Origin of the sequence: Umezawaea sp. NPDC059074, assembly GCF_042738955.1 — a bacterium.
Classification (GTDB): domain Bacteria; phylum Actinomycetota; class Actinomycetes; order Mycobacteriales; family Pseudonocardiaceae; genus Umezawaea.
Window position 1 is genome coordinate 20,227 of sequence record NZ_JBHYHC010000022.1, and the last position, 20,311, is coordinate 40,537.

Sequence of the window (20,311 nt, forward strand, 5' to 3'; positions counted from 1 at the left end):
CTCCGTGATCCGGGCAGCCGGTGAGCCCCCGTTCACCCCGGTTGGACCCGATGGGCGGACGGAAAACCTGCAAGCAATAATGCGTCACGTGACAACGGCAGCGCCTTCCACCGGCCAGCGCGTGCACTCGCTGAACCGCCCGAACATGGTCAGCGTCGGCACGATCGTTTGGCTGTCCAGCGAGCTCATGTTCTTCGCTGGGCTCTTCGCCATGTTCTTCACGGTGAAAGCCCAGAACGAAGGTGTCTGGCCCCCGGAGCCGACCGAGCTGAACAGGCCGTACGCCCTGTTCTTCACGGTCATCCTGGTCGCCTCCTCCTTCACCTGTCAGTGGGGAGTGTTCGCCGCCGAGCGCGGCGACGTCTTCGGTCTGCGCCGCTGGTACGTGGTGACGCTGATCATGGGCGCGATCTTCGTCGCTGGTCAGGCCGGGGAGTACTACGAGCTGGTGCACCACGGCACGACGATCCCGTCGTCCGCGTTCGGCACCGTCTTCTTCCTCACCACCGGCTTCCACGGTCTGCACGTGATCGGCGGCCTGATCGCGTTCGGGTTCCTGCTCATCCGCACCAAGCTGAGCAAGTTCACCCCGGCGCAGGCGACCTCCGCGATCGTCGTGTCGTACTACTGGCACTTCGTCGACGTCGTCTGGATCGGCCTGTTCGCCGTCATCTACGTCGTGCCCTGACCCACCACGAGCACGAAGCCCCGAACTGACAGCAAGGGTTGCCGCACACATGACCACCAACACCAAGAGGGCCCGGACGCGCACCAAGCTGCGCAGGCGGATCTCGGGCCTCCTCGCGCTCGGGTTCGCGTTGCTCAGCGCGGGCTTTCTGTTCACGGCGCTCGCGCCGAACCCGCAGACCGCCCAGGCGCAGGACGACCCGGCCCTGGTGCGGCAGGGTGAACAGCTCTACAACAACACCTGCCTCAGCTGCCACGGCACGGCACTGGACGGCGTGAAGGACCGCGGCCCGAGCCTCATCGGCGTCGGCGACGCCGCGGTGTACTTCCAGGTGTCGACCGGCCGGATGCCGATGGCGCGCCAGGAAGCGCAGGCCACGCGCAAGCCGGTGAAGTTCACCCCGGAGGAGATCGACGCGCTCGGCGCGTTCATCCAGTCCAAGGGCGGCGGCCCGGAGGCCCCGGACGAGAACGGTCTGGCGCTCCAGGGCAAGGAGCCCGCGCGAGGCGGCGAGCTGTTCCGGCTCAACTGCTCGGCCTGCCACAGCTTCACCGGCCGCGGCGGCGCGCTGTCCTCGGGCAAGTTCGCGCCCGCGCTGGACGGCGTGACCGAGGAGCAGATCTACACGGCCATGCTCACGGGCCCGCAGAACATGCCGAAGTTCTCCGACCGGCAGCTCACGCCGGAGGAGAAGAAGGACATCATCGCGTACATCAAGTCGGTCACCGACGGGAACAACAACCCCGGTGGTGCCGCCCTCGGCGGGCTCGGCCCGGTATCTGAGGGTCTGATCGCGTTCATCGTGGGGATCGCCGCCCTGATCGGCGTGACCCTCTGGATCGGAGCCAAGGCATGAGCGGCGACACGCCGACCGAGCTGCCCACTGAGGACGAGCTCGGACAGATGAGCAGGGACGAGCTGGTCAAGCTCGGCCTGAAGATGGACGGCGTCGAGCTCGTCCACTACGAGGACAAGTGGCCCGTCAAGGGCACCCGCGCGGAGAAGCGGGCCGAGCGCCTGGTCGCGCTCTGGTTCCTCATCGCCGCGCTGGGCGGCGTCGCGTTCCTGGCGGCGTTCCTGTTCTGGCCGTGGCGCTACGAGGCGCCGAACAGCGGCAAGCACCTGCTCTACACCCTGTACAACCCGATCATCGGCATCACCCTCGGCATCGCGATCCTGGGTCTGGGTGTGGGCGCTCTGCTCTACACCAAGAAGTTCATCCCGGACGAGCTCGCCGTGCAGCAGCGCCACGACGGCCCGTCGGCCCAGGTCGACCAGGCCACGGTGCTCGCGGAGCTGGCCGACGCCGGTGAGCGCAGCACGCTCGGCCGCCGTTCGCTGATCAAGAAGACCGCCGGTCTCGGTGCGGGCATCTTCGGCCTCGGCGTGCTGGCCGTCCCGCTCGGCGGTCTGATCAAGAACCCGTGGCAGGACAGCGACAGCAGCAAGTCGCTCTGGCACACCGCGTGGAAGCCCGTGAACGGCGAGAAGGTCTACCTGCGCCGCCACACCGGCAAGTTCCACGAGGTCGAGCTGGTCCGCCCGGAGGACCTGGAGGCCGGTGGCTTCGAGACCGTGTTCCCGTTCCGCGAGTCGGACCGGAACAACGAGGAAGCCCTCGTCCACGCGATCAAGAGCGCCGACGGTCCCGTCATGCTGATCCGCCTCCGCCCCGGCCAGCCGGTCGTCAAGCGTGCGGGTCAGGAGGACTTCAACTACGGTGACTTCTACGCGTACTCGAAGATCTGCACCCACCTGGGCTGTCCGACCTCGTTGTACGAGCAGCAGACCGGTCTCCTGCTCTGCCCGTGCCACCAGTCGCAGTTCGACGTCTTCCACTACGCGAAGCCGCGGTTCGGTCCGGCCACCCGAGCCCTGCCGCAGCTGCCGATCACGGTGGACGAGGACGGATACTTGATCGCTCGCGGCGACTTCATCGAAGCCGTGGGTCCGGCGTTCTGGGAGCGTAAGTCATGAGTGCCATCACCACTCCGACGAAGCAGCCCAACGCGGCCGCTCGCGCGGCAGGCGGGGCCGCCAAGGCCGCCGACGAGCGCTTCCACTTCGCCGGCGGCATGCGCAAGCAGCTGAACAAGGTCTTCCCGACGCACTGGTCGTTCCTGCTCGGCGAGATCGCGCTGTACAGCTTCATCATCCTGCTGCTGTCTGGCACGTACCTGGCGCTGTTCTTCGACCCCTCCATGCAGGAGGTCGTCTACAACGGCTCCTTCACGAACCTCCAGGGCATCGAGATGTCCCGCGCGTTCGAGTCGACCCTCCAGATCTCGTTCGAGGTCCGCGGCGGTCTGTTCGTCCGCCAGGTGCACCACTGGGCCGCGCTGCTGTTCATGGCCGCGATCGTCGTGCACATGCTCCGGATCTTCTTCACCGGCGCGTTCCGCCGCCCGCGTGAGATCAACTGGGTCATCGGCATCCTGCTGTTCATGCTCGGCGCGATCGAGGGCTTCCTCGGCTACTCGCTCCCCGACGACCTGCTGTCCGGCACCGGCCTCCGCGTGATGGCGGCCCTGCTGATCTCGTTCCCCGTGGTCGGCACCTGGATCAACTGGCTGGCCTTCGGCGGCGAGTTCCCCGGCACCGAGATCATCCCCAGGTTCTACACGCTGCACATCCTGCTGATCCCCGCGATCATCCTGGGTCTCGTGGCGGTCCACCTGGCGCTGGTCTGGTACCAGAAGCACACGCAGTTCCCCGGCGTGGGCCGCAAGGAGACCAACGTCGTCGGCGTCCGCATCATGCCGGTGTTCGCGGCCAAGGGCGGCGGCTTCTTCGCCGTGGTCGTCGCGGTCACCGCCATCATGGGCGGCCTCTTCCAGATCAACCCGGTGTGGAACTTCGGCCCGTACAACCCGGCGCAGGTGTCCGCGGGCGTCCAGCCCGACTGGTACATGGGCTGGACCGACGGTCTGATCCGCCTGTGGCCCGCGTGGGAGCTGTACCTCGGCAACTACACGATCCCGGCGGCGTTCCTGCCGTTCATCCTGGGCCTGCCGCTGCTCACGCAGGTGGCCGCGTTCTACCCGTGGATCGAGAAGAAGCTCACCAAGGACTACGCGCACCACAACCTGCTCCAGCGTCCCCGCGACGTGCCGGTGCGGACCGCGCTGGGCGCGATGGCGATCTCGTTCTTCATGGTCCTGCTGCTCTCGGGCGGCAACGACATCATCGCGATGAAGTTCGACATCTCGCTGAACGCGCTGACGTGGGTCGGCCGCGTGGGCATGTTGCTGGTGCCGCCGCTGGCGTACTACATCACCTACCGGTTGTGCCTCGGCTTGCAGCGGGGCGACCGCGAGGTGCTGGAGCACGGCGTCGAGACCGGCATCATCAAGCGGCTCCCGCACGGCGAGTTCATCGAGGTGCACCAGCCGCTCGGGCCGGTGGACGACCACGGGCACCCGCTGCCGCTGGCGTACCAGGGCGCCTCGGTGCCCAAGAAGATGAACAAGCTCGGGTCGGCAGGCCACCCGGTGCCCGGCAGCTTCCTGACGCCGGACTCCCCCGAGGAGACGACGGCACTGGCGAACGCCCGCAAGGCCCACGGCGTGTCGGAGGAGATCTCCGCGGAGAACAAGCCCGCCGAACTGGCGGGCAAGCTGCAGCAGCCCGACGCCTGATCGTTGGACGCGAAAGGCCCCGCACCTCTTGGGTGCGGGGCCTTTCGCCTGCTGTCAGCCCTCTTCGAGACCGATGGAGAACGCGGCCTCGGTATCGCGCTTGGAGTACGAGCGGAACGAGATGTGGGTGTCGGTGTTCAGCACGCCGGGCACCTTCCCGATCTGCCCAGGCACCAACTCCGCCAGGTCTTCGTGGCGCGCGACCTTCACGATCGCGATCAGGTCCACGTCACCGGCGCAGGAGTACACCTCCGTGACCCCTTCGAGCTCGGCGATCGTCTGCGCTGCCTCGGGGATGGATTCGGCAGCGGCCTGGATCAGCACGATCGCGTTGATCACTGGGTCCTCCTAGTCAGATGGTGTGCCGCAATGCTAGAGGGCAGGCGGGTGCGAGGTGCGGTAGAGGGCCCGCGACGACCACTGGCGGGACGGCGACCGACACCCACGACGGAAAGCGCCTCCGACCACGCTGGGAGCCGCCGCTACCGGGAGCCGGGCTCCTCAGTGGTCGTACTCCCGGTACTGATCCCGCCCGGCGTCCGCCAGTTCCACCCACTCGCGCCAGCTCGCCGCTGAGGCCGCCGGGGAGGTCCAGGGGTCGTCGCAGCGGACCAGGCGGGTTCCCGGTTGGTTGAGCCATCGCAGCACCAAGCCGGTTTCTTCTGGTGCTGCGCCCTTCAGTGGGCCTTCGGCGGGGATGACTGTTTCCGCTGAGGCCAGGAGGGCTTCCACCACGGGGAGGTAGCGGGTTCCTCGTCTGGCCACTCCGGCTGATGCCAAGCGGCCGTACCTGACCACGGCGAACTCCCAGCCGCCTTCGCGGTCCGGTCTTGCGGCCACCACTTCCGGTAGCGCTGCCAGTGCCGCCAGGCGTTGGCCTCGGTCCAGTACTCGTACGAGGCCGGCCAGGCGGTCTCGTCTGCCTGCTGCTTCTTCGAAGCGGTGGGCTTTCGCGTACTCGTCGAGTTGGGCGACCAGGCCGTGGAGGGGTGCCACGTCTTGGCCCGCGATCAGTTCTCGTAGTGCGTCCACCGCGGGGGAGTACTCGATCACCGTCTGCTTTCCGGCGCAGGGTGCTGCGCAGCGGCCCAGTTCGTGCAGGGCGCACGGGGTGCCCTTGGGGGACTTGGCGGGGATTCGTTGGGTGCAGGCTCGTAGGGGGAGGGCCTCCAGGACGGCGTCCGCCGCTGTTTCCGCGGCGCGGCGGGAGCGGAAGGGGCCCAGTGCTCCTGTGCGGGCCTCGCGGACCATGGACAGCCTCGGGTATGCCTCCTCGGTCAGCGTGAGCCACCAGGCGTGCTGGGGGTTCTTCGAGCGTCTGTTGTAGGCGGGCTTGTGCGCTGCCAGCAGGCGTAGTTCCCGCACCTCGGCTTCCAGGGAGTGGGCGCAGGAGACGGAGTCGACCCTCACGGCCAAGGCGACCATTTCGCGGAGCCTGCGGCGGCCCTCGCTGGCGGTGAAGTACTGGCGCACGCGTTTGCGCAGGTCCGATGCGGTGCCTACGTAGAGCACCTCCTCGTTCGGGCCGCGGAACAGGTAGACGCCCGGTTCGTGGGGGAGGTGGGCGGCCATCTCGCGCTTGCGCCGCTGTTGAGGGGTCACCTCCGGGAGGTACGCCAGGAGCTCTTCCAGGGACTGCACGCCGAGGGGGCCGACGCGTTCGAGCAGTCGGTGCAGGACCTCGACCGTGGCGCGGGCGTCGTCGAGTGCCCGGTGGGTCGGGGTCGTGGCAGTGCCGAAGAGCTGGGCCAGTGCGCCCAAGCGGCAGCTCGGGGCCTCGTCGCGGGTCAGGACGCGTCTGGCCAGGCGGACCGTGCAGACCACGCTCGGTTTCGGCCAGTGGTAGCCGTGGCGTTCGCAGGCGGCCTTCATGAAGCCCACGTCGAAGCCCGAGTTGTGCGCCACGAGCACCGCCCCCGCGGCGAACTCGAGGAACGCGGGCAGCACCCGGTCCATGCGGGGCGCGCCCGTGACCATGAACTGCGTGATGCCCGTCAGGGCCACGACCTGCGGCGGGATGCCCCGCTCCGGGTCCACGAGGGTCGCGAACTCGCCCAGCACCTCGCCGCCGCGGATCTTCACCGCGCCGATCTCGGTGACCGCGTCGTCGTTCGCGCTGCCCCCGGTGGTTTCCAGGTCGAAGACCACGAACGTCGTGTCGCGAAGTGGGGTCCCCAGCTCGTCGAACGAGAGTTGCGCGTTCACAGGGCGGAAGCTAATCGAGGGGTACGACATTTTTGATCGTGGGCCCGCCGGTCCAACGCTGTGCTCGTTACTACTGAGCCGTAGCCTGTACCGGTGCACGACCCGAACCCCGAACCCGACGAGCTCGCGGCCCCTGACCTGGAGGACGCCGAGCTGACGCCCGCCGCCGAGTCCACTGTGGACTGGAGTGCGCTGCCGGACGGGTTGCGGGCGCGGTTGGCGGAGTTGGCCGCCGACGCGCTGGGGGACATGGCGAAGGTCGACGTGCCGCAGCAGCTGCGGCCGGTGGCGCGGTTCGCGCCCGCCAAACGCGCTCGCTTAGGCGCGTCGACGCTGATCAGCGGGTTGCGGACCTCCGCGAACTTCCGGACGGCCGTGGTCGAGTGGTTGCGCTCGAACCGGCCGTCGACGCTGGAGCTGACGGCCCCGGACCCGGTGGCCGCCGCGGCGGCCGCGGTGCTGCTCGGCGACGACGTGGCGCCGCACTACGTGGAGTTGGTGTCGCGGCGGGCCGGTGACGCGGCGTTGCGGCTGGAGCGGGACGCGGCCGTGGCGAAGGCCGAGCGGATGGTCGCCGAGCTGGAACGGCTGCGCGAGGAGCGGACGCAGACGGCGGGCTTCGCGGAGAAGATCCGCGAGGAGGCCGAGGTCGAGCTGGAACGCCTGCGCAAGCGGTTGCGGGAGCAGGGCGTGCGGCTCAAGGAGGCCAAGGACCGGGCGGACTCGGCCGCGTCCGAGGTCGCGCAGGCGCGCGCCGAGGCCCACGCCCAGCTGGTCCGGCTGACCGCCGAGCGCGACCGGGAACGGGAACGCGCGGAGACCGAGCGGGGCAAGGCGGCGCGGGCCGAGGCCGACGCGGACGTCGCCCGCCAGTCCGCCCGCGAGGCCCGGCAGGCCGACGAGGTCCGGCTCGCGCTGCTCGTGGACACCCTGGACGGCGCGGTCAACGGCCTGCGCCGCGAGCTCGCGCTCGGCGGCACCGGCCCCCGGCCCGCCGACCTGGTGCGCGGGGCGAGCGCCGCGCAGGGCACGGTCGGCAGGGTCGAGGACCCCGCCGCGCTGGACCGGCTGCTCGCGCTGCCCGCGGTGCACCTGATCGTGGACGGCTACAACGTCACCAAGACGGGTTACCCGGACCTGCCGCTGTCGGACCAGCGCGACCGGCTCGTGCACCAGTTGGCGGTGCTGGCCGCGCGCACCGGGGCCGAGGTCACGCTGGTGTTCGACGGCGCGGGCGTGGTCGCCGTGCCCGCCGCCGCCCCGCGCGGCGTCCGGGTGCTGTTCAGCGACCCCGGTGTGCTCGCGGACGACGTGATCCGCGCTCTGGTGACCGCCGAGCCGGAAGGGCGCCCGGTGGTGGTCGTCACGTCCGACCGCGCGGTCGCGGACTCGGTCCGCAGGCGTGGCGCGCACCCCGTGCCCTCGGCCGTGCTGCTCTCGCGCCTCGGCCGGGTGTGAGGTTTTCCGCCTCGCCGATCGGCATCCGGGCGAGCCAAGGTCACGCTTGTGCATTTTTTCTCGATCACCAGGTGGACGCGGGCGCTCACTTTTCGTAACCTGGCCGAGACCTCGTGGCAGGTGGTCGTCCATCCTGGACGGCGACACGGGATCACCGCCGAATCGGCCCGTCGGGGAGCCGTGCCGGACAAGATCGATCTGCGGGTTGCGCAGCGGACCGGCGCGCTTGGCGCGCCTCGAGTCCGGTCAGCCCTCCGGTAGGCGGTTCATCACGAAGGAGACATGCGCGACTGTGGCGTCGCAACGACTCAAGCGCGGTATGCGCGGGGCGATCGCAGCCACTGCGGTTGCCGCCGTGGCAGCGAGCATCGCCCCCGCGTCAGCGGTGGCCCAGCCGAACACCCCGGCGAACGCTTCCGAGGCGCTGAAGCAGTACAACGACCTGTCGGAGCAGGCCTCCAAGCTCAACGAGGAGCTGCTGCAGGCCGAGGAGAAGCAGGCCCAGAACCAGGACGAGCTCGACAAGGCCACGGCCGACGTCGCGGCGGCCACCCAGGTCGGCGACCAGGCGAAGGCCGACGAGGAGACCTTCCGCCAGCAGGTCGACAAGTTCACCGAGGCGTCGTTCGAGGGGGCGCGCTTCAACCAGCTGTCCGCGCTGCTGGTCAGCGACTCGCAGCAGGACTTCCTCAACCGGATGTCGGCGCTCGGCGTGCTCGCCTCCGACAACTTCGAGGCGCTCGACAAGCTCTCCGGCGCGGTCGACCAGGCCTCGGACGCCACGAAGAAGGCCACCGAGGCGCAGACGCGCGCGAAGACGGCCAACGACGAGGCCATCAAGATCACCGAGGACATCAAGAAGCGCGCGGCGGACCTCGACACGCAGAAGAAGGACGTCAAGGCGGCGCTGAACAAGCTGACCGGGTCCGAGAAGTCGACCCTGACCAGCTCCGGCGACATGAGCGACATCGACGTCCCCGCGGGCGCCGCGGGTGCGGCGGTGGCGTTCGCACTCGCCCAGCGCGGCGACATGTACTCCTACGGCGCGACCGGCCCCGACGTCTGGGACTGCTCCGGCCTGGTGATGATGGCGTACCGCGCCGCGGGCGTGAGCCTGCCGCGCACCAGCCAGGGCCAGGGGGCCGCGGGCCGCCCGGTGACGCGCGGTGAGGTCCAGGCGGGCGACATCATCGCCTACAACGGCTTCGGCCACGTCGCGCTCGCGATCAGCAACTCGGAGGTCGTGCACGCGGCCACCGACGGCGTGCCCGTCAAGATCACGTCCCTGGAGGCTCCGGGGTCGATCTCGGCGATGCGGCGCATCTCGGGCTGAGTTCGATCCGGTGGAGGCCACCGCACCGACTACCCTCGGTGTGGTGGCCTTCAGCGTCTCGCGGGTGCGAGCGGTGCTCGTCGCGGCCATCGTCGCGACGTTCCTCGCCGGTCTCGCACAGGTCGTGCAGCCCGTCGGCGCGTCCACCCCGCCGCCGTCGGCCGCGGTCGAGGACGCCCGCCAGCACGCCGTGAGCGCCCTGCTGGACCAGCGCGCGGCGGCGCTGCGCGACCGGGACGAGTCCGGGTTCCTGGCCACGGTCGACCCGGCGGACCCGGTGTTCCTCGACCACCAGCGCGACCTGTTCCACAACCTCGCGGGCGTCCCGCTCGCCGAGTGGGGCTACCAGGTCGACGGCACGAACCCGACCACCCCGACCTCCCGCCCGGCGGCCGACGAGCTGTGGGCCCCGTCCGTGCGCCTGAGGTACCGGCTCAGCGGCGTGGACGCCGAACCCAGCACCCGACCCATGGGCTACCTGTTCGCCCGCCACGGCGACCGCTGGCTGCTGGCGTCGGACACGGCGGCGGGGGAGACCTGGCGCGGCCCGTGGGACTTCGGCCCGTGCCACGTCCTCACCTCGCCCGCGGGCCTGGTCCTGAGCCACCCCGGCGGCGAGGCGCTGGCCGCGCGGGTCCTCGCCGAGCTGCCGAGCGCGGTCGACGTCGTCAGCGAGGTCTGGGGCACCGCGTGGCCGCGGCAGGTGGCCGTCCTGGTGCCCGGCGGCCCCGAGGAGATGCGGGCCCTGGTCGGTCCCGCGTTCGCCGTGGGCTCCATCGCGGGCGTGGCGGTGGCGGAGCAGATCGACCCGGTGGCCCACACCGCGCGCGGCCAGCGGGTCGTGCTCAACCCGGCGGGCGCGACGGCGTTGTCCCCGCTGTCCCTGCGGGTCCTCCTGCGGCACGAGATCACCCACGTCGCCGTGCGCGGCGACACCGTCGACGGCGCGCCCCTGTGGCTCCTGGAGGGCTTCGCCGACTACGTCGGCTTCCGCGACAGCGACGTCCCGGCGGCCAAGGCCGCACCCGCCCTGGCGACCCGGATGCGCACCGCCCCGCCCACCGCGCTCCCGTCCGACGCCGACTTCCGCGGTCCCGCCATGGACCTCGCCTACCAGGAGGCCTGGTCGGTCAACCGCTACCTCGCCCACCTGCTGGGCGAACCGGGCCTCGTCGCCCTCTACCGCAAGCTCGCGGCGGCCAAGTCCGATGTGGACGGCGTGCTCCGCGCGACCATCGGCACCGACACCGCGGGCCTCACCGAGGGCTGGCGGGAGTTCCTGCGGACCGAGTTCTTCCGGTAGGTACCGTAGGTCGGGTGCGTCGGACCCTCCTGGTGACCAATGACTTCCCGCCCCGCCCCGGCGGCATCCAGTCCTACCTGCACGCCTTCGCGTCCAGGCTCCCCGCCGACGACCTGGTGGTCTACGCCCCGTCGTGGACCTCCTCCACCGGCTCCCACCCGGAATTCGACCCGGCCCAGAACTTCCAGGTCGTCCGCCACCCCACCAGCCTCATGCTGCCGACCCCGGACGTCCTCCGCCGCGCCACCGACATCGTCCGCGCGGAGAACATCGACACGGTCTGGTTCGGCGCGGCGGCCCCGTTGGCCCTGTTGGGCCCGTCGCTGCGCAAGGCGGGTGTCACCAGGATCATCGCCTCCACCCACGGCCACGAGGTCGGCTGGTCGATGCTCCCCGGAGCCCGCCAGGCCCTCCGGGCGATCGGCAACGACGCGGACGTGATCACCTACGTCAGCAAGTACACCCGCTCCCGCTTCTCGGCGGCGTTCGGCCGCCTGGCCCCCCTGGAACACCTCCCGTCCGGTGTGGACACAGACCTGTACAAACCGGACCCGGCGGCACGCGCGGAACTCAAGGCCCGCTACGGCCTGACCGACCGCCCGGTGATCCTCTGCGTCTCCCGCCTGGTGCCGCGCAAGGGCCAGGACGTCCTCATCCGAGCCCTGCCGTCCATCCGCGAACGCATCCCGGACGCGGCCCTGCTGATCGTCGGCGGCGGCCCGTACCGCAAGAAACTGCAAGCCCTGGCCATCGAGGAAGGCGTAGCCGACCACGTCGTCCTCACCGGCTCGGTCCCGTGGTCGGAACTCCCGGCGCACTACAACGCGGGCGACGTCTTCGCGATGCCCTGCCGCACCCGAGGCAAGGGCCTGGACGTGGAAGGCCTGGGAATCGTCTTCCTGGAAGCATCGGCCACCGGCCTCCCCGTGGTGGCGGGCAACTCCGGCGGCGCACCGGAAACCTTGCTGGACCACGAAACCGGCAGACTCGTCGACGGCGAGGACGTGGAGGAAGTGGCGGACACCATCGCTCATCTCCTCTCAGACCCGGAAGACGCCGCCAAGATGGGCGCACAGGGCCGCGAATGGGTCGAGGAGAACTGGAACTGGAACGACCTCGCCACCCGCCTGCACACCTTCATCGACGGCTAGCGCATCAGAGCCAGGGCTGATTGGTGACCACAAGCAGGCGCCGGGGCAACGTGGTGGCTCACCAAGCAGGCACAGGGCTGATTGGTGACCCACAAGCAGGCCCAAGACACCATGGCGGCCCACCACCCAGGCACAGGGTCGGTGGCGACCACGCTGGGACTAGCAGGCGCAGGCCACGGAACGTGGCCGATTTGACATGGGGATTTCGGCCTTAAAATTGTGGTCGGGCGGGACTCTCTTTGGACCGCCTTTTGAGCCCGACAAAGGTCGAAATGAGGGGTCCTCATGTCAAATCGGCCACAGCACGCTGGAAATCGAAGCCGCCGGGAGACCTCGCTGAAACCGGAAGACCCACGCTAGAAGGCAAAGCCGCCGGGCGACCCCACCCTCACGCCATCCCCGTCTCCCGCCGCAACCTCTCCGCAACGGCAGCTTCCTCAGCAGCAACCCCAAAATCCCCCAACGCCCGCCGAATAGCCGCGGCCTCCCCCCGCCCCAAGGCCTCGGTGATCCGCAGCCCCACCTCCACCGCGATCCCCACGGCCTTCTCGCAGGACTCCAACGCCTCCTCGGGCATCCCCATCATCCGCCGAGTCCCCGCCAACCCGATCAACGCCCGAGCAGCCGCAGGCTGATACCCAATCCGATTCGCCTTCGTCAACGCCTGCTGGAACTGCTCATCCGCAGTGCGCAACCGCCCCAAACTCCGATTCGCCTCAGCCATCACCGCCAACACGTTCGCGGTCGTCTGCTGATCCCCGCTCTCCCGCAGCTCGTCCAACGCCCGCCCCGCCAACGCCAACGCGGCAACCGGCTCCCCAACCCCCACCTTCAACACCGCCGTGCTCTCCAGGATCCGCGCCGTGATCTCCCGGAACCCCCCTTCCAACGTCACGGCCAACGCGGTGTCCAACTGCTCCAACGCCGCATCCGGCTCACCCCGCAACCGCAACACCACCCCCAGGAAGTTGCGACAAGTAGCCTCACTGCCCCGAAGCCCCTGCGCCGTGCTGATCTTCAACGACTCCGTCAGGTGCGTGTGCGCCTCGGCGAGGTCCCCGGTCTCGATCGCCAGCATCCCCAGGCTGACCAGCACCGTGCTGCGCCCGGTGCGCACCCCGTCGGGCCCTCTCTTCAACGCCAGGCAGGCATGCAGCACGTCCCGCGCGGACGCCAGGTCTCCGGATTCCATGTGCACCAGACCGAGGTTGTTCAACACCCCGGCCTCGGCCGACGCGTTGCCCAGCGACCGGTGCAGTTCCAGCGCCTGCTCGTAGTGCGCGGCGGAGGTCGCGAACTCCCCGAGCTTCCAGTGCAGCAACCCGAGGTTGCCGTGCATGGCCGCCTTGGCGGGCAGGTCGCGCTCCTCGTGGGCCGCGTGCAGCCCGTACCGGGCGATGGCCAGCCACTCGGTCACGTGCTTGCCGATCCACAGGTAGCCGCGCAGCGCGTCGGCCAGCCGCCACGACATCGACGGCGGGCCCTGCTCCGCGGCCGACCGGATGGCCGCGGTGAGGTTCGCCCGCTCGCTGTCGAGCCACCGCAGCGCCTGCGCGGTGACGGTGATCCGGGGCAGGCGCACGTTGTCCGGTTCGCCGCTGGGCAGTCGCAGCAGGTCCGGGTACAGCAACTCCGCGCAGCGGTCGACGGACCGGACGTAGAACTCCAGCAGCCGGACCCGCGCGTCGCCCTGCTCCCGCTCGTGGTCCTGCGCCGCCCGCCGCCGGGCCGCGAACAGCATCAGCTGGTCGTGGAACTGGTACCGCCCCGGCGACGGTCTCAGCAGCAGGTGCACGTCGTTGAGCTGCCCGAGCAGCCGGGCGGCCACCGGCACGTCCACGTCGGCCACGTTCGCGGCGGCCTCGGCGGTGAAGTCGTGGCCAGGCACCAGGCTCAGCAGCCGGAACATCCGCTGCTGCGCGGGCGACAGCGCCGCGTAGGCCAGGTCGACCGCGGCCAGCGGCTCGTCCGCGGGCAGGTCGGCGAGGTACCGCTTCACGGTCCCGCCGGGGCTGGTCGCCACGTTCGCCGCCGCCACCCGCAACGCCAGCGGCAGGTGCGCGCACCGCCGGGCCAGCTCCTCCACGGCCGCGCCGTCCGCCCCGCTGCCCAGGATCGACGTCAGCAGCTCGATCGACTCGGCGGGCTCCAGCACGTCCACCGGCAGCCGCCGCGCGCCGTTCATCGCGATCAGGCCGCGCAGGTCGTCGCGGCTCGTCACGATCACCGGGCAGCTCGCCGCGCCGGGCAGCAGCGGGCGCACCTGGTCGGGCGCGGAGGCGTTGTCCAGCACCAGGAGCATCCGCCTGCCGGTCAGCAGCGACCGGAACAGGGTGCTCTGCTCCTCCGCTTCGAGGGGGATCTGCTGCGGCGGCACGCCGAGCGCCCGCAGGAACCGCGAGAGCACGTCCACGGTCGTCGTGGTCGGCCCGAGGCCGTAGCCGCGCAGGTCGACGTAGAGCCTGCCGTCGGGGAACCGGTCGCGCAGCAGGTGCGCCACGTGCACCGCGAGCGAGGTCTTCCCGACGCCGGGCGGCCCGGACAGCGTCACGATCGGCACGGCGGTGCCGGGGTCCTCCGACGCGATCAGCTCGACCACCCGCCGCACCAGCGCTTCCCGGCCGACGAAGTCGGCGAGGTCGCCGGGCAGCCTGCCCGGCAGCGCCTCCTCGGCGGGCGCGGCCGGGGGAGGGGCCGCGAGCTGCGGGTCGCCGTTCAGGATGGCCTGGTGCAGGTCCCGCAGGTCCTCGCCGGGGTGGATGCCGAGCTGCTCCTCCAGCATCCGGTCGACCTGCCGGAACACCTCCAGCGCCTCGGCCTGGCGGCTGCTGCGGTACAGCGCGAGCATCAGCTGGGCCCAGAACCGCTCGCGCAGCGGGTGGTCGGCGGTGAGCCCGCGCAGCACCGGCACCAGCTGCTCGTGGTTGCCCAGCGCCAACCCCACGTCGACGTGCTCCTCGTGCAGCCCCATCAGCAGCTCGGTCAGCCGCGGCGCCTCGTCGCGGTGCAGCGCCTCCGACGGCACGTCCGACAGCGCCGGGCCGCGCCACAGCGCGATCGTCTCGGCGTAGATCGCCTGCGCGGCCGTGAGGTCGCCCGCGTCGGCCGTGTCCCGCGCCCGCGTCGCGCCCGCGGTGAACAGGTGCACGTCGATCAGGTCCAGCGGCACGGACAGCTGGTAGCCGGTGGGGGTGGTGACGATCGACGACGGCTCGCCCAGCACCTGGCGCAGCCGCATCACGTACGTCTGGAGCGTGCCGCGGGTCCGCGCGGGCGGGGCGTCGCCCCACAGCGCCTCGACCAGCTCGCCGACCGTGACCACGCGGTTCGCGCGCAGCAGCAGGCACGCCAGCAGCGCGCGGTGCTTGCCCGCCCTGATCGGGATCACCCGGCCGTCCCGGTGGACCTCCAACGGTCCCAGCAGCCGGAACCCACCAGCCGATCCCATGATCAATCCCCTCGACTCGCCCACCGCCCCCAAGCCTATTCGCGCGCTGACGGCCGGTGTCATCACGACGTCAGCGATACGACAGAGCGGTGCGGCAGTCTAGGAGACGTCCCGCTCGGGGGAACGGGACGCGAACTTCATCGGGTCCGCTGAACAGCGGATACGCGATCCACTGGGGGTCGGGTGGCTCGTGGTCGCGAGATCGCGAGCCACCCGTCTTAACTTGAGGCCGTTCTTGCGGAAGACGGCCCCGCCGGGGGCGGCCGTGGCCAGGCCGCCCCCCTCTTTTCCTCTCCCTACTTCGTGTAGATGGCCGCGATGTCGTCGGAGTACTTGCCCGCGACGATCGTGCGGCGCAGTTTGAGGCTCGGCGTGATCTCCCCGCTGGCCTCGGTGAAGTCGGCGGGCAGGATCCGGAACTTCCTGATCGCCTCCGCCTTCGACACCGCCAGGTTCGCGTCGTCCACGGCCGCCTGGATCTCCGCGACGAGGGTCGCGTCGGTCACCAGGTCCGCCACGGTCACGTCGTCGCCCTTGTCGTTCTGCTTCTTCCACGTGGGGAAGAACTCCGGGTCGATCGTGATCAGCGCGCCGATGAACGGCTGGGCGTCGCCGACGACCATGCACTGGCTGATCAGCGGGTGCGCGCGCAGCCGGTCCTCCAGCACCGCGGGGGAGACGTTCTTGCCGCCCGCCGTGACGATGATCTCCTTCTTGCGCCCGGTGATCTTCAAGAACCCGTCGGAGTCCAGCTCGCCGATGTCGCCGGAGTGGAACCAGCCGTCCTCCAGCGACTCCTTGGTCGCCTCCGGGTTGTTCCAGTAGCTGCGGAACACCACGCCGCCCTTGATCAGGATCTCGCCGTCGTCGGCGATCCGGATCGAGGTGCCGCCCAGCGGCAGGCCGACGGTGCCGACCCGGAACGCCTTCTGCGTGTTCACCGCGGCCGCCGCGCTGGTCTCGGTGAGGCCGTAGCCCTCCAGGACCGGCACGCCGACGCCGCGGAAGAAGTGCGCGAGGCGCTCGCCCAGCGGCGCGCCGCCGGACACCGCGGCGATGCAACGCCCGCCCAGCGCGGCTTGCAGCTTCGTGTAGACGAGTTTCGCGAACAGCGCGTGCTTGGCCTTGAGCACCAGGCCGACGGAGCCCTTGTCGAGCGCCTGGCTGTACTCGACGGCGGTCGCCTCGGCCGCGTCGAAGATCTTGCCCTTGCCGCCCGCGTGCGCCTTCTGCTTCGCGCCGTTGTAGACCTTCTCGAACACCCGCGGCACGGCCACGACGAACGACGGCCGGAACGAGCCGAGGTCCTCGACGAGGTTCTTCACGTCGGAGGTGTGGCCCAGCGTCACCCGCGAGTACACGCCGCAGATGGCCAGCGCCCGCGCCAGGATGTGCGCCAGCGGCAGGAACACCAGCAGCGAGTTGCCCGCGATCAGCAGTTCGGGGAACGCCACCAGCGCGCCCCTGACCTCGGACAGCAGGTTGCGGTGCGTGAGCTCGCAGCCCTTGGGGCGGCCGGTCGTGCCGGACGTGTAGACCAGCGTCGCGGTGTCGTCCGCGCCGACCATCCGCCTGCGCTCGCGCACGTCGTCATCGGACGACTCGGCACCCAGCGCGGTCAGCTCGTCGATCGCGCCCGCGGCGCCGTCCGAGCCCGGACCGTCGATCTGCCACACGTGCCGCACCTCGGGCAGGCGGTCCACGACGGAGTCGACGGTCACGCGGTGCGCGGACGTCTCGATGAACACGGCCTTGGCCGCGGAGTCGGACAGGATCCACTCGACCTGCTCCGCCGACGAGGTCTCGTAGATCGGCACGACGACGCCGCCGACGGACCAGATGGCGAAGTCGAGCAGGGACCACTCGTAGCGGGTCTTCGACAGCAGGCCGATGCGGTCGCCGGGCTGCACGCCCGACGCGATCAGCCCCTTGGCCACGGCCAGCACCTGCGCGGCGAAGTCACGCGCGGTGACGTCGACCCAGGTGCCGTCGACGCGGCGGCGGAAGCTGACCGCGTTGCCGAAGCGCTCCGCGTTCGCCCACACCATGTCGGTGAGGTTCTCCTCGGCAGCCACAGGGCTGGTGGCGGGGACGCTGAACTCGCGCACGTCAACCTCCGGACGATTGTTTGTTACCGGTGGGGAAACTTAGCCTGTGATTCCGGCGATACACCAGGCCGGTGGGGTGTTCCGTGACCGTGTCGTGGCACTCTTCCCAGCCGTGGCGAGTGTGGACGTCGTGGACGAGACCTTCCTGGTGGTGCCGCCGTCGGTGGTGGCGGCCGCTTTCGCGCCGCCCTCCGCGTGGCGCGGCTTCTGGCCCGATCTCGATCTCCACGTATACCTGGACCGCGGTGACCAAGGGTTGCGGTGGACGGTCGGCGGCGCGCTCGTCGGCACCATGGAGGTCTGGCTGGAGCCGGTGCTGGACGGCACGCTGCTGCACTACTTCCTGCGCGCCGAACTGCCCGGCGACGTGCCCGCCAAGCGCGTTCGCCGCGAGATCCGGCGTCGTCAACTCGCGGCGAAGGAGGTCTCGCTCGGCCTCAAGATGACCTTGGAATCCGGTCGCGCCCCCGGCTGCCCGCCGCTCGTGTCGTAGGTTGGCGGGGTGCGGGTTCACGTCGTCTCCGATGTCCACGGCAACACCGAGGCGCTGGCCCGCGCGGGCGACGGCGCCGACGCCCTCGTCGTGCTGGGCGACCTGGTCGACTTCGTCGACTACTACGACCACGGCAAGGGCATCCTCGGCCAGGTGTTCGGCGCGGAGAAGGTCGGCGTCTTCGCCGAGCTGCGCCGGGGCCGCATGGGCCCCGAGACGGGCCTCTACCTGAGGTCGCTGTGGGAGTCGCTCGACGATCCGCGCAAGGTCGTCGACGACGCCGTGCGCGCCCAGTACACCGAGATGTTCGCGGCCATGACCGCCCCCACCTACGCCATCCCCGGCAACGTCGACTCGCCCGCGCTGTGGCCGGAGTTCGCCCGCGAGGGCCTGCACCTGGTCGACGGCCAGGTCGTCGAGATCGGCGGCCTGAACTTCGGCTTCGCCGGGGGAGCGCTCCTCGGCCGCGGCTTCGTCCTGCGGTCGGACGCCCCGTGGGTCCCGTACCTCCGCTACGAGGAGGACTTCGCCGCCGCGGTCGACAAGCTCGTCGACGTCGACGTCCTCTGCTCGCACATCCCGCCCGCGGTGGCCGAACTCACCTACGACGTCGTGGCCCGCCGTCCGGAGATGGGTTCGCAAGCGCTCGTCGAGGCGATCCACCGCGAACAACCGCGCTGGTCGGTTTTCGGGCACGTGCACCAGCCCATGTCCCGTCGCGTGCGGATCGGTCGCACGGAATGCGTCAACGTCGGACACTTCCAACGCCTGGGCAGGCCGTACGCGTTGACTTGGTGAACTACCGGGTAGCCTGCGCTGCATGGCCGATGAGTCCACCCAGTCAATCGTGATCGACGCGCCGCCGGAGCAGATCCTGGCGGTCATCGCGGACTTCGAGTCGTACCCGGACTGGGCGAACGGGGTGAAGCGCACCGAGGTGCTCGACTCCCGTGAGGACGGTCGGGCGGCGCAGGTGAAGTTCAACATCGACCAGGGCCCCATCAAGGACGAGTACGTGCTGGCCTACGAGTGGTCGGCCGAGGGCGTCAGCTGGACCCTGGTCAAGGGCAACATGCAGAAGTCGCAGCAGGGCAGCTACCTGCTGGAGGCGTCCGGCGGCAGCACGAAGGTGACGTACACCCTGTCCGTGCAGCTGGTGGTCCCGATGATCGGCCTGTTCCGCCGCAAGGCCGAGAAGATGATCATGGACACCGCTCTGAAGGAGCTCAAGCGGCGCGTGGAACACGCTGGATGACGCGCGTCCTGCTCTTCACCGGCAAGGGGGGCGTCGGCAAGACGACGCTCGCCGCCGCCACGGCCGCCCAACTCGCCGCCGACGGCCGCAAGGCCCTCGTCGTCTCGACCGACCCCGCGCACTCGCTCGGTGACGCGCTCGGCGTCCCCCTCGGCGGCCAACCGTCCGAAGTGGACTCCGGGCTGTACGCCGCCCAGATCGACCCGCGCGGGCTCGTGGACGACGCGTGGCGCGACCTGCGCGGCCACCTGCGCACCATCCTGGCGGGTGCCGGGGTCGACGAGCTCGACGCCGAAGAGCTGACCGTGCTGCCCGGCGTCGAGGAGCTCCTCGCGCTCGCCGAGGTGCACCGGCTGGCGCACGCGGGCCCGTGGGAGACGGTCGTCGTCGACTGCGGCCCGACCGCCGAGACCCTGCGCCTGCTGGCGCTGCCGGAGGCGTTCGCGGGCTACCTCGAACGCCTCTTCCCGACCCACCGCCGCGTCGTGCGCGGCCTGCTCGCGGGGGTCGCGGGCACCGCGACCGTCGAGAAGTGGGACGCCACGGCCGACGCGCTCGGCAGGCTCGCCGAGCACCTCGACCTGCTGCGCGCGATGCTCACCGACCAGACCGCGACCAGCGTCCGCCTCGTGCTCACGCCCGAACGCGTGGTCGCCGCCGAGACCCGCCGCACGCTCACCGCGTTGGCGCTCCAGGGGATCCGGGTCGACGGCGTGGTGGCGAACCGCCTCGTCCCCGACCCCGGCTCCGCCAGGGGAGCGGCCGCGACGTGGCTGCGGACCCGCCGTAAGGAGCAGGACTCCGTGCTGGCCGACCTGCGCCAGTCCGCCGAGCTGACCGGCATGGGCGACGTCTCGATGAGCGTCGTCGACCACCGCGCCGCCGAGCCGGTCGGCGTGGCCGCGCTGCTCGACGTGGCCGCCGAGCTGTACCAGGGCGCCGACCCGCTGCGCGGCGTCGAGACGTCCACCGCGCCGATGCTGGAGGTCTCCGGCGGCGGCAAGGGCACCGAGGCCGAGTACCTGCTGCGCATCGTGCTGCCGCTGGGCGACGACGCGGCGTTGGACCTGGCGCGCGTCGGCGACGAGCTGGCCGTGACCGTCGACGGCAGGCGCAAGCTGGTGGCGCTGCCGTCGCTGCTGCGCCGCTGCGTCGTGACCGGCGCGGAGATGGACGAGACCGGGCTGGCGGTCCGCTTCCGCCCCGACCCCAACCTGTGGATGCGGTGACC

General features: G+C 70.6%; 16 protein-coding genes. 12 read left to right on the forward strand and 4 right to left on the reverse strand.

Annotated elements, in window-relative coordinates; translation table 11 throughout:
- Positions 1-79 precede the first annotated feature (79 nt).
- The 4 genes from ACFWW9_RS12955 to ACFWW9_RS12970 are packed head-to-tail and all read left to right on the forward strand — an operon-like array spanning position 80 to position 4,326.
- Positions 80-688, forward strand: a complete 609-nt coding sequence (locus tag ACFWW9_RS12955; protein WP_390375551.1) for a heme-copper oxidase subunit III — start codon at positions 80-82, stop codon at positions 686-688.
- Between the two features lie 49 nt (positions 689-737).
- The gene (locus tag ACFWW9_RS12960) at positions 738-1,544 is read left to right on the forward strand and encodes a c-type cytochrome (protein WP_390375554.1); all 807 of its coding nucleotides are present in this window, start codon (positions 738-740) and stop codon (positions 1,542-1,544) included.
- Positions 1,541-2,665, forward strand: a complete 1,125-nt coding sequence (locus ACFWW9_RS12965) for a ubiquinol-cytochrome c reductase iron-sulfur subunit (RefSeq protein ID WP_390375557.1) — start codon at positions 1,541-1,543, stop codon at positions 2,663-2,665. The genes ACFWW9_RS12960 and ACFWW9_RS12965 overlap by 4 nt, the downstream gene beginning before the upstream one ends.
- Positions 2,662-4,326, forward strand: coding sequence for a cytochrome bc complex cytochrome b subunit (locus ACFWW9_RS12970; protein WP_390375560.1), 1,665 nt, complete (start codon positions 2,662-2,664; stop codon positions 4,324-4,326). The genes ACFWW9_RS12965 and ACFWW9_RS12970 overlap by 4 nt, the downstream gene beginning before the upstream one ends.
- Before the next feature lie 54 nt (positions 4,327-4,380).
- On the opposite strand, the gene ACFWW9_RS12975 is transcribed toward ACFWW9_RS12970, so the two are convergent.
- Both ACFWW9_RS12975 and ACFWW9_RS12980 read right to left on the reverse strand, forming a co-directional pair.
- A complete protein-coding gene (locus ACFWW9_RS12975) occupies positions 4,381-4,665 on the reverse strand; it encodes an Lrp/AsnC family transcriptional regulator (RefSeq protein ID WP_390375563.1) in 285 nt (94 codons plus the stop codon).
- Between the two features lie 162 nt (positions 4,666-4,827).
- Entirely contained in the window at positions 4,828-6,561 is a 1,734-nt protein-coding gene (locus tag ACFWW9_RS12980; protein ID WP_390375566.1) for a DEDD exonuclease domain-containing protein, read from the reverse strand.
- A gap of 63 nt (positions 6,562-6,624) precedes the next feature.
- Between ACFWW9_RS12980 and ACFWW9_RS12985 the strand changes: the two genes are divergently transcribed.
- The 4 genes from ACFWW9_RS12985 (at position 6,625) to ACFWW9_RS13000 (ending at position 11,776) form a co-directional block, all read left to right on the forward strand.
- Positions 6,625-7,989, forward strand: a complete 1,365-nt coding sequence (locus tag ACFWW9_RS12985; protein ID WP_390375569.1) for an NYN domain-containing protein — start codon at positions 6,625-6,627, stop codon at positions 7,987-7,989.
- Positions 7,990-8,344: 355 nt separating this feature from the next.
- Positions 8,345-9,322, forward strand: a complete 978-nt coding sequence (locus ACFWW9_RS12990) for an NlpC/P60 family protein (protein WP_390375571.1) — start codon at positions 8,345-8,347, stop codon at positions 9,320-9,322.
- A gap of 43 nt (positions 9,323-9,365) precedes the next feature.
- A complete protein-coding gene (locus ACFWW9_RS12995) occupies positions 9,366-10,625 on the forward strand; it encodes a hypothetical protein (RefSeq protein ID WP_390375573.1) in 1,260 nt (419 codons plus the stop codon).
- A 14-nt stretch (positions 10,626-10,639) separates the two neighbouring features.
- Positions 10,640-11,776 carry a glycosyltransferase family 4 protein gene (locus ACFWW9_RS13000; RefSeq protein WP_390375576.1) on the forward strand — a complete coding sequence of 379 codons (1,137 nt, stop codon included), beginning with the start codon at positions 10,640-10,642 and terminating at the stop codon, positions 11,774-11,776.
- 388 nt (positions 11,777-12,164) lie between these two features.
- Here the strand turns inward: ACFWW9_RS13000 and ACFWW9_RS13005 are convergent, their stop codons facing one another.
- Both ACFWW9_RS13005 and ACFWW9_RS13010 read right to left on the reverse strand, forming a co-directional pair.
- Positions 12,165-15,224 (reverse strand): BTAD domain-containing putative transcriptional regulator, encoded by a 3,060-nt coding sequence (locus ACFWW9_RS13005; RefSeq protein ID WP_390375579.1) that lies wholly within the window; start codon positions 15,222-15,224, stop codon positions 12,165-12,167.
- 296 nt (positions 15,225-15,520) lie between these two features.
- Positions 15,521-17,332, reverse strand: coding sequence for an AMP-dependent synthetase/ligase (locus tag ACFWW9_RS13010; RefSeq protein WP_390375582.1), 1,812 nt, complete (start codon positions 17,330-17,332; stop codon positions 15,521-15,523).
- Between the two features lie 112 nt (positions 17,333-17,444).
- Between ACFWW9_RS13010 and ACFWW9_RS13015 the strand changes: the two genes are divergently transcribed.
- From ACFWW9_RS13015 to ACFWW9_RS13030, 4 genes are read left to right on the forward strand one after another with little or no spacing between them, the layout of a single operon-like run.
- On the forward strand, positions 17,445-17,825 hold the full coding sequence (locus ACFWW9_RS13015; RefSeq protein WP_390375585.1) for a polyketide cyclase / dehydrase and lipid transport: 381 nt from the start codon (positions 17,445-17,447) through the stop codon (positions 17,823-17,825).
- A 9-nt stretch (positions 17,826-17,834) separates the two neighbouring features.
- Positions 17,835-18,623: a metallophosphoesterase gene (locus ACFWW9_RS13020; protein WP_390375588.1), complete on the forward strand. Its 789-nt coding sequence runs from the start codon at positions 17,835-17,837 to the stop codon at positions 18,621-18,623.
- A 22-nt stretch (positions 18,624-18,645) separates the two neighbouring features.
- Positions 18,646-19,080, forward strand: coding sequence for an SRPBCC family protein (locus ACFWW9_RS13025; RefSeq protein ID WP_390375591.1), 435 nt, complete (start codon positions 18,646-18,648; stop codon positions 19,078-19,080).
- On the forward strand, positions 19,077-20,309 hold the full coding sequence (locus tag ACFWW9_RS13030; RefSeq protein ID WP_390375594.1) for an ArsA family ATPase: 1,233 nt from the start codon (positions 19,077-19,079) through the stop codon (positions 20,307-20,309). Before ACFWW9_RS13025 ends, ACFWW9_RS13030 begins: the two co-directional genes overlap by 4 nt.
- Positions 20,310-20,311 lie beyond the last annotated feature (2 nt).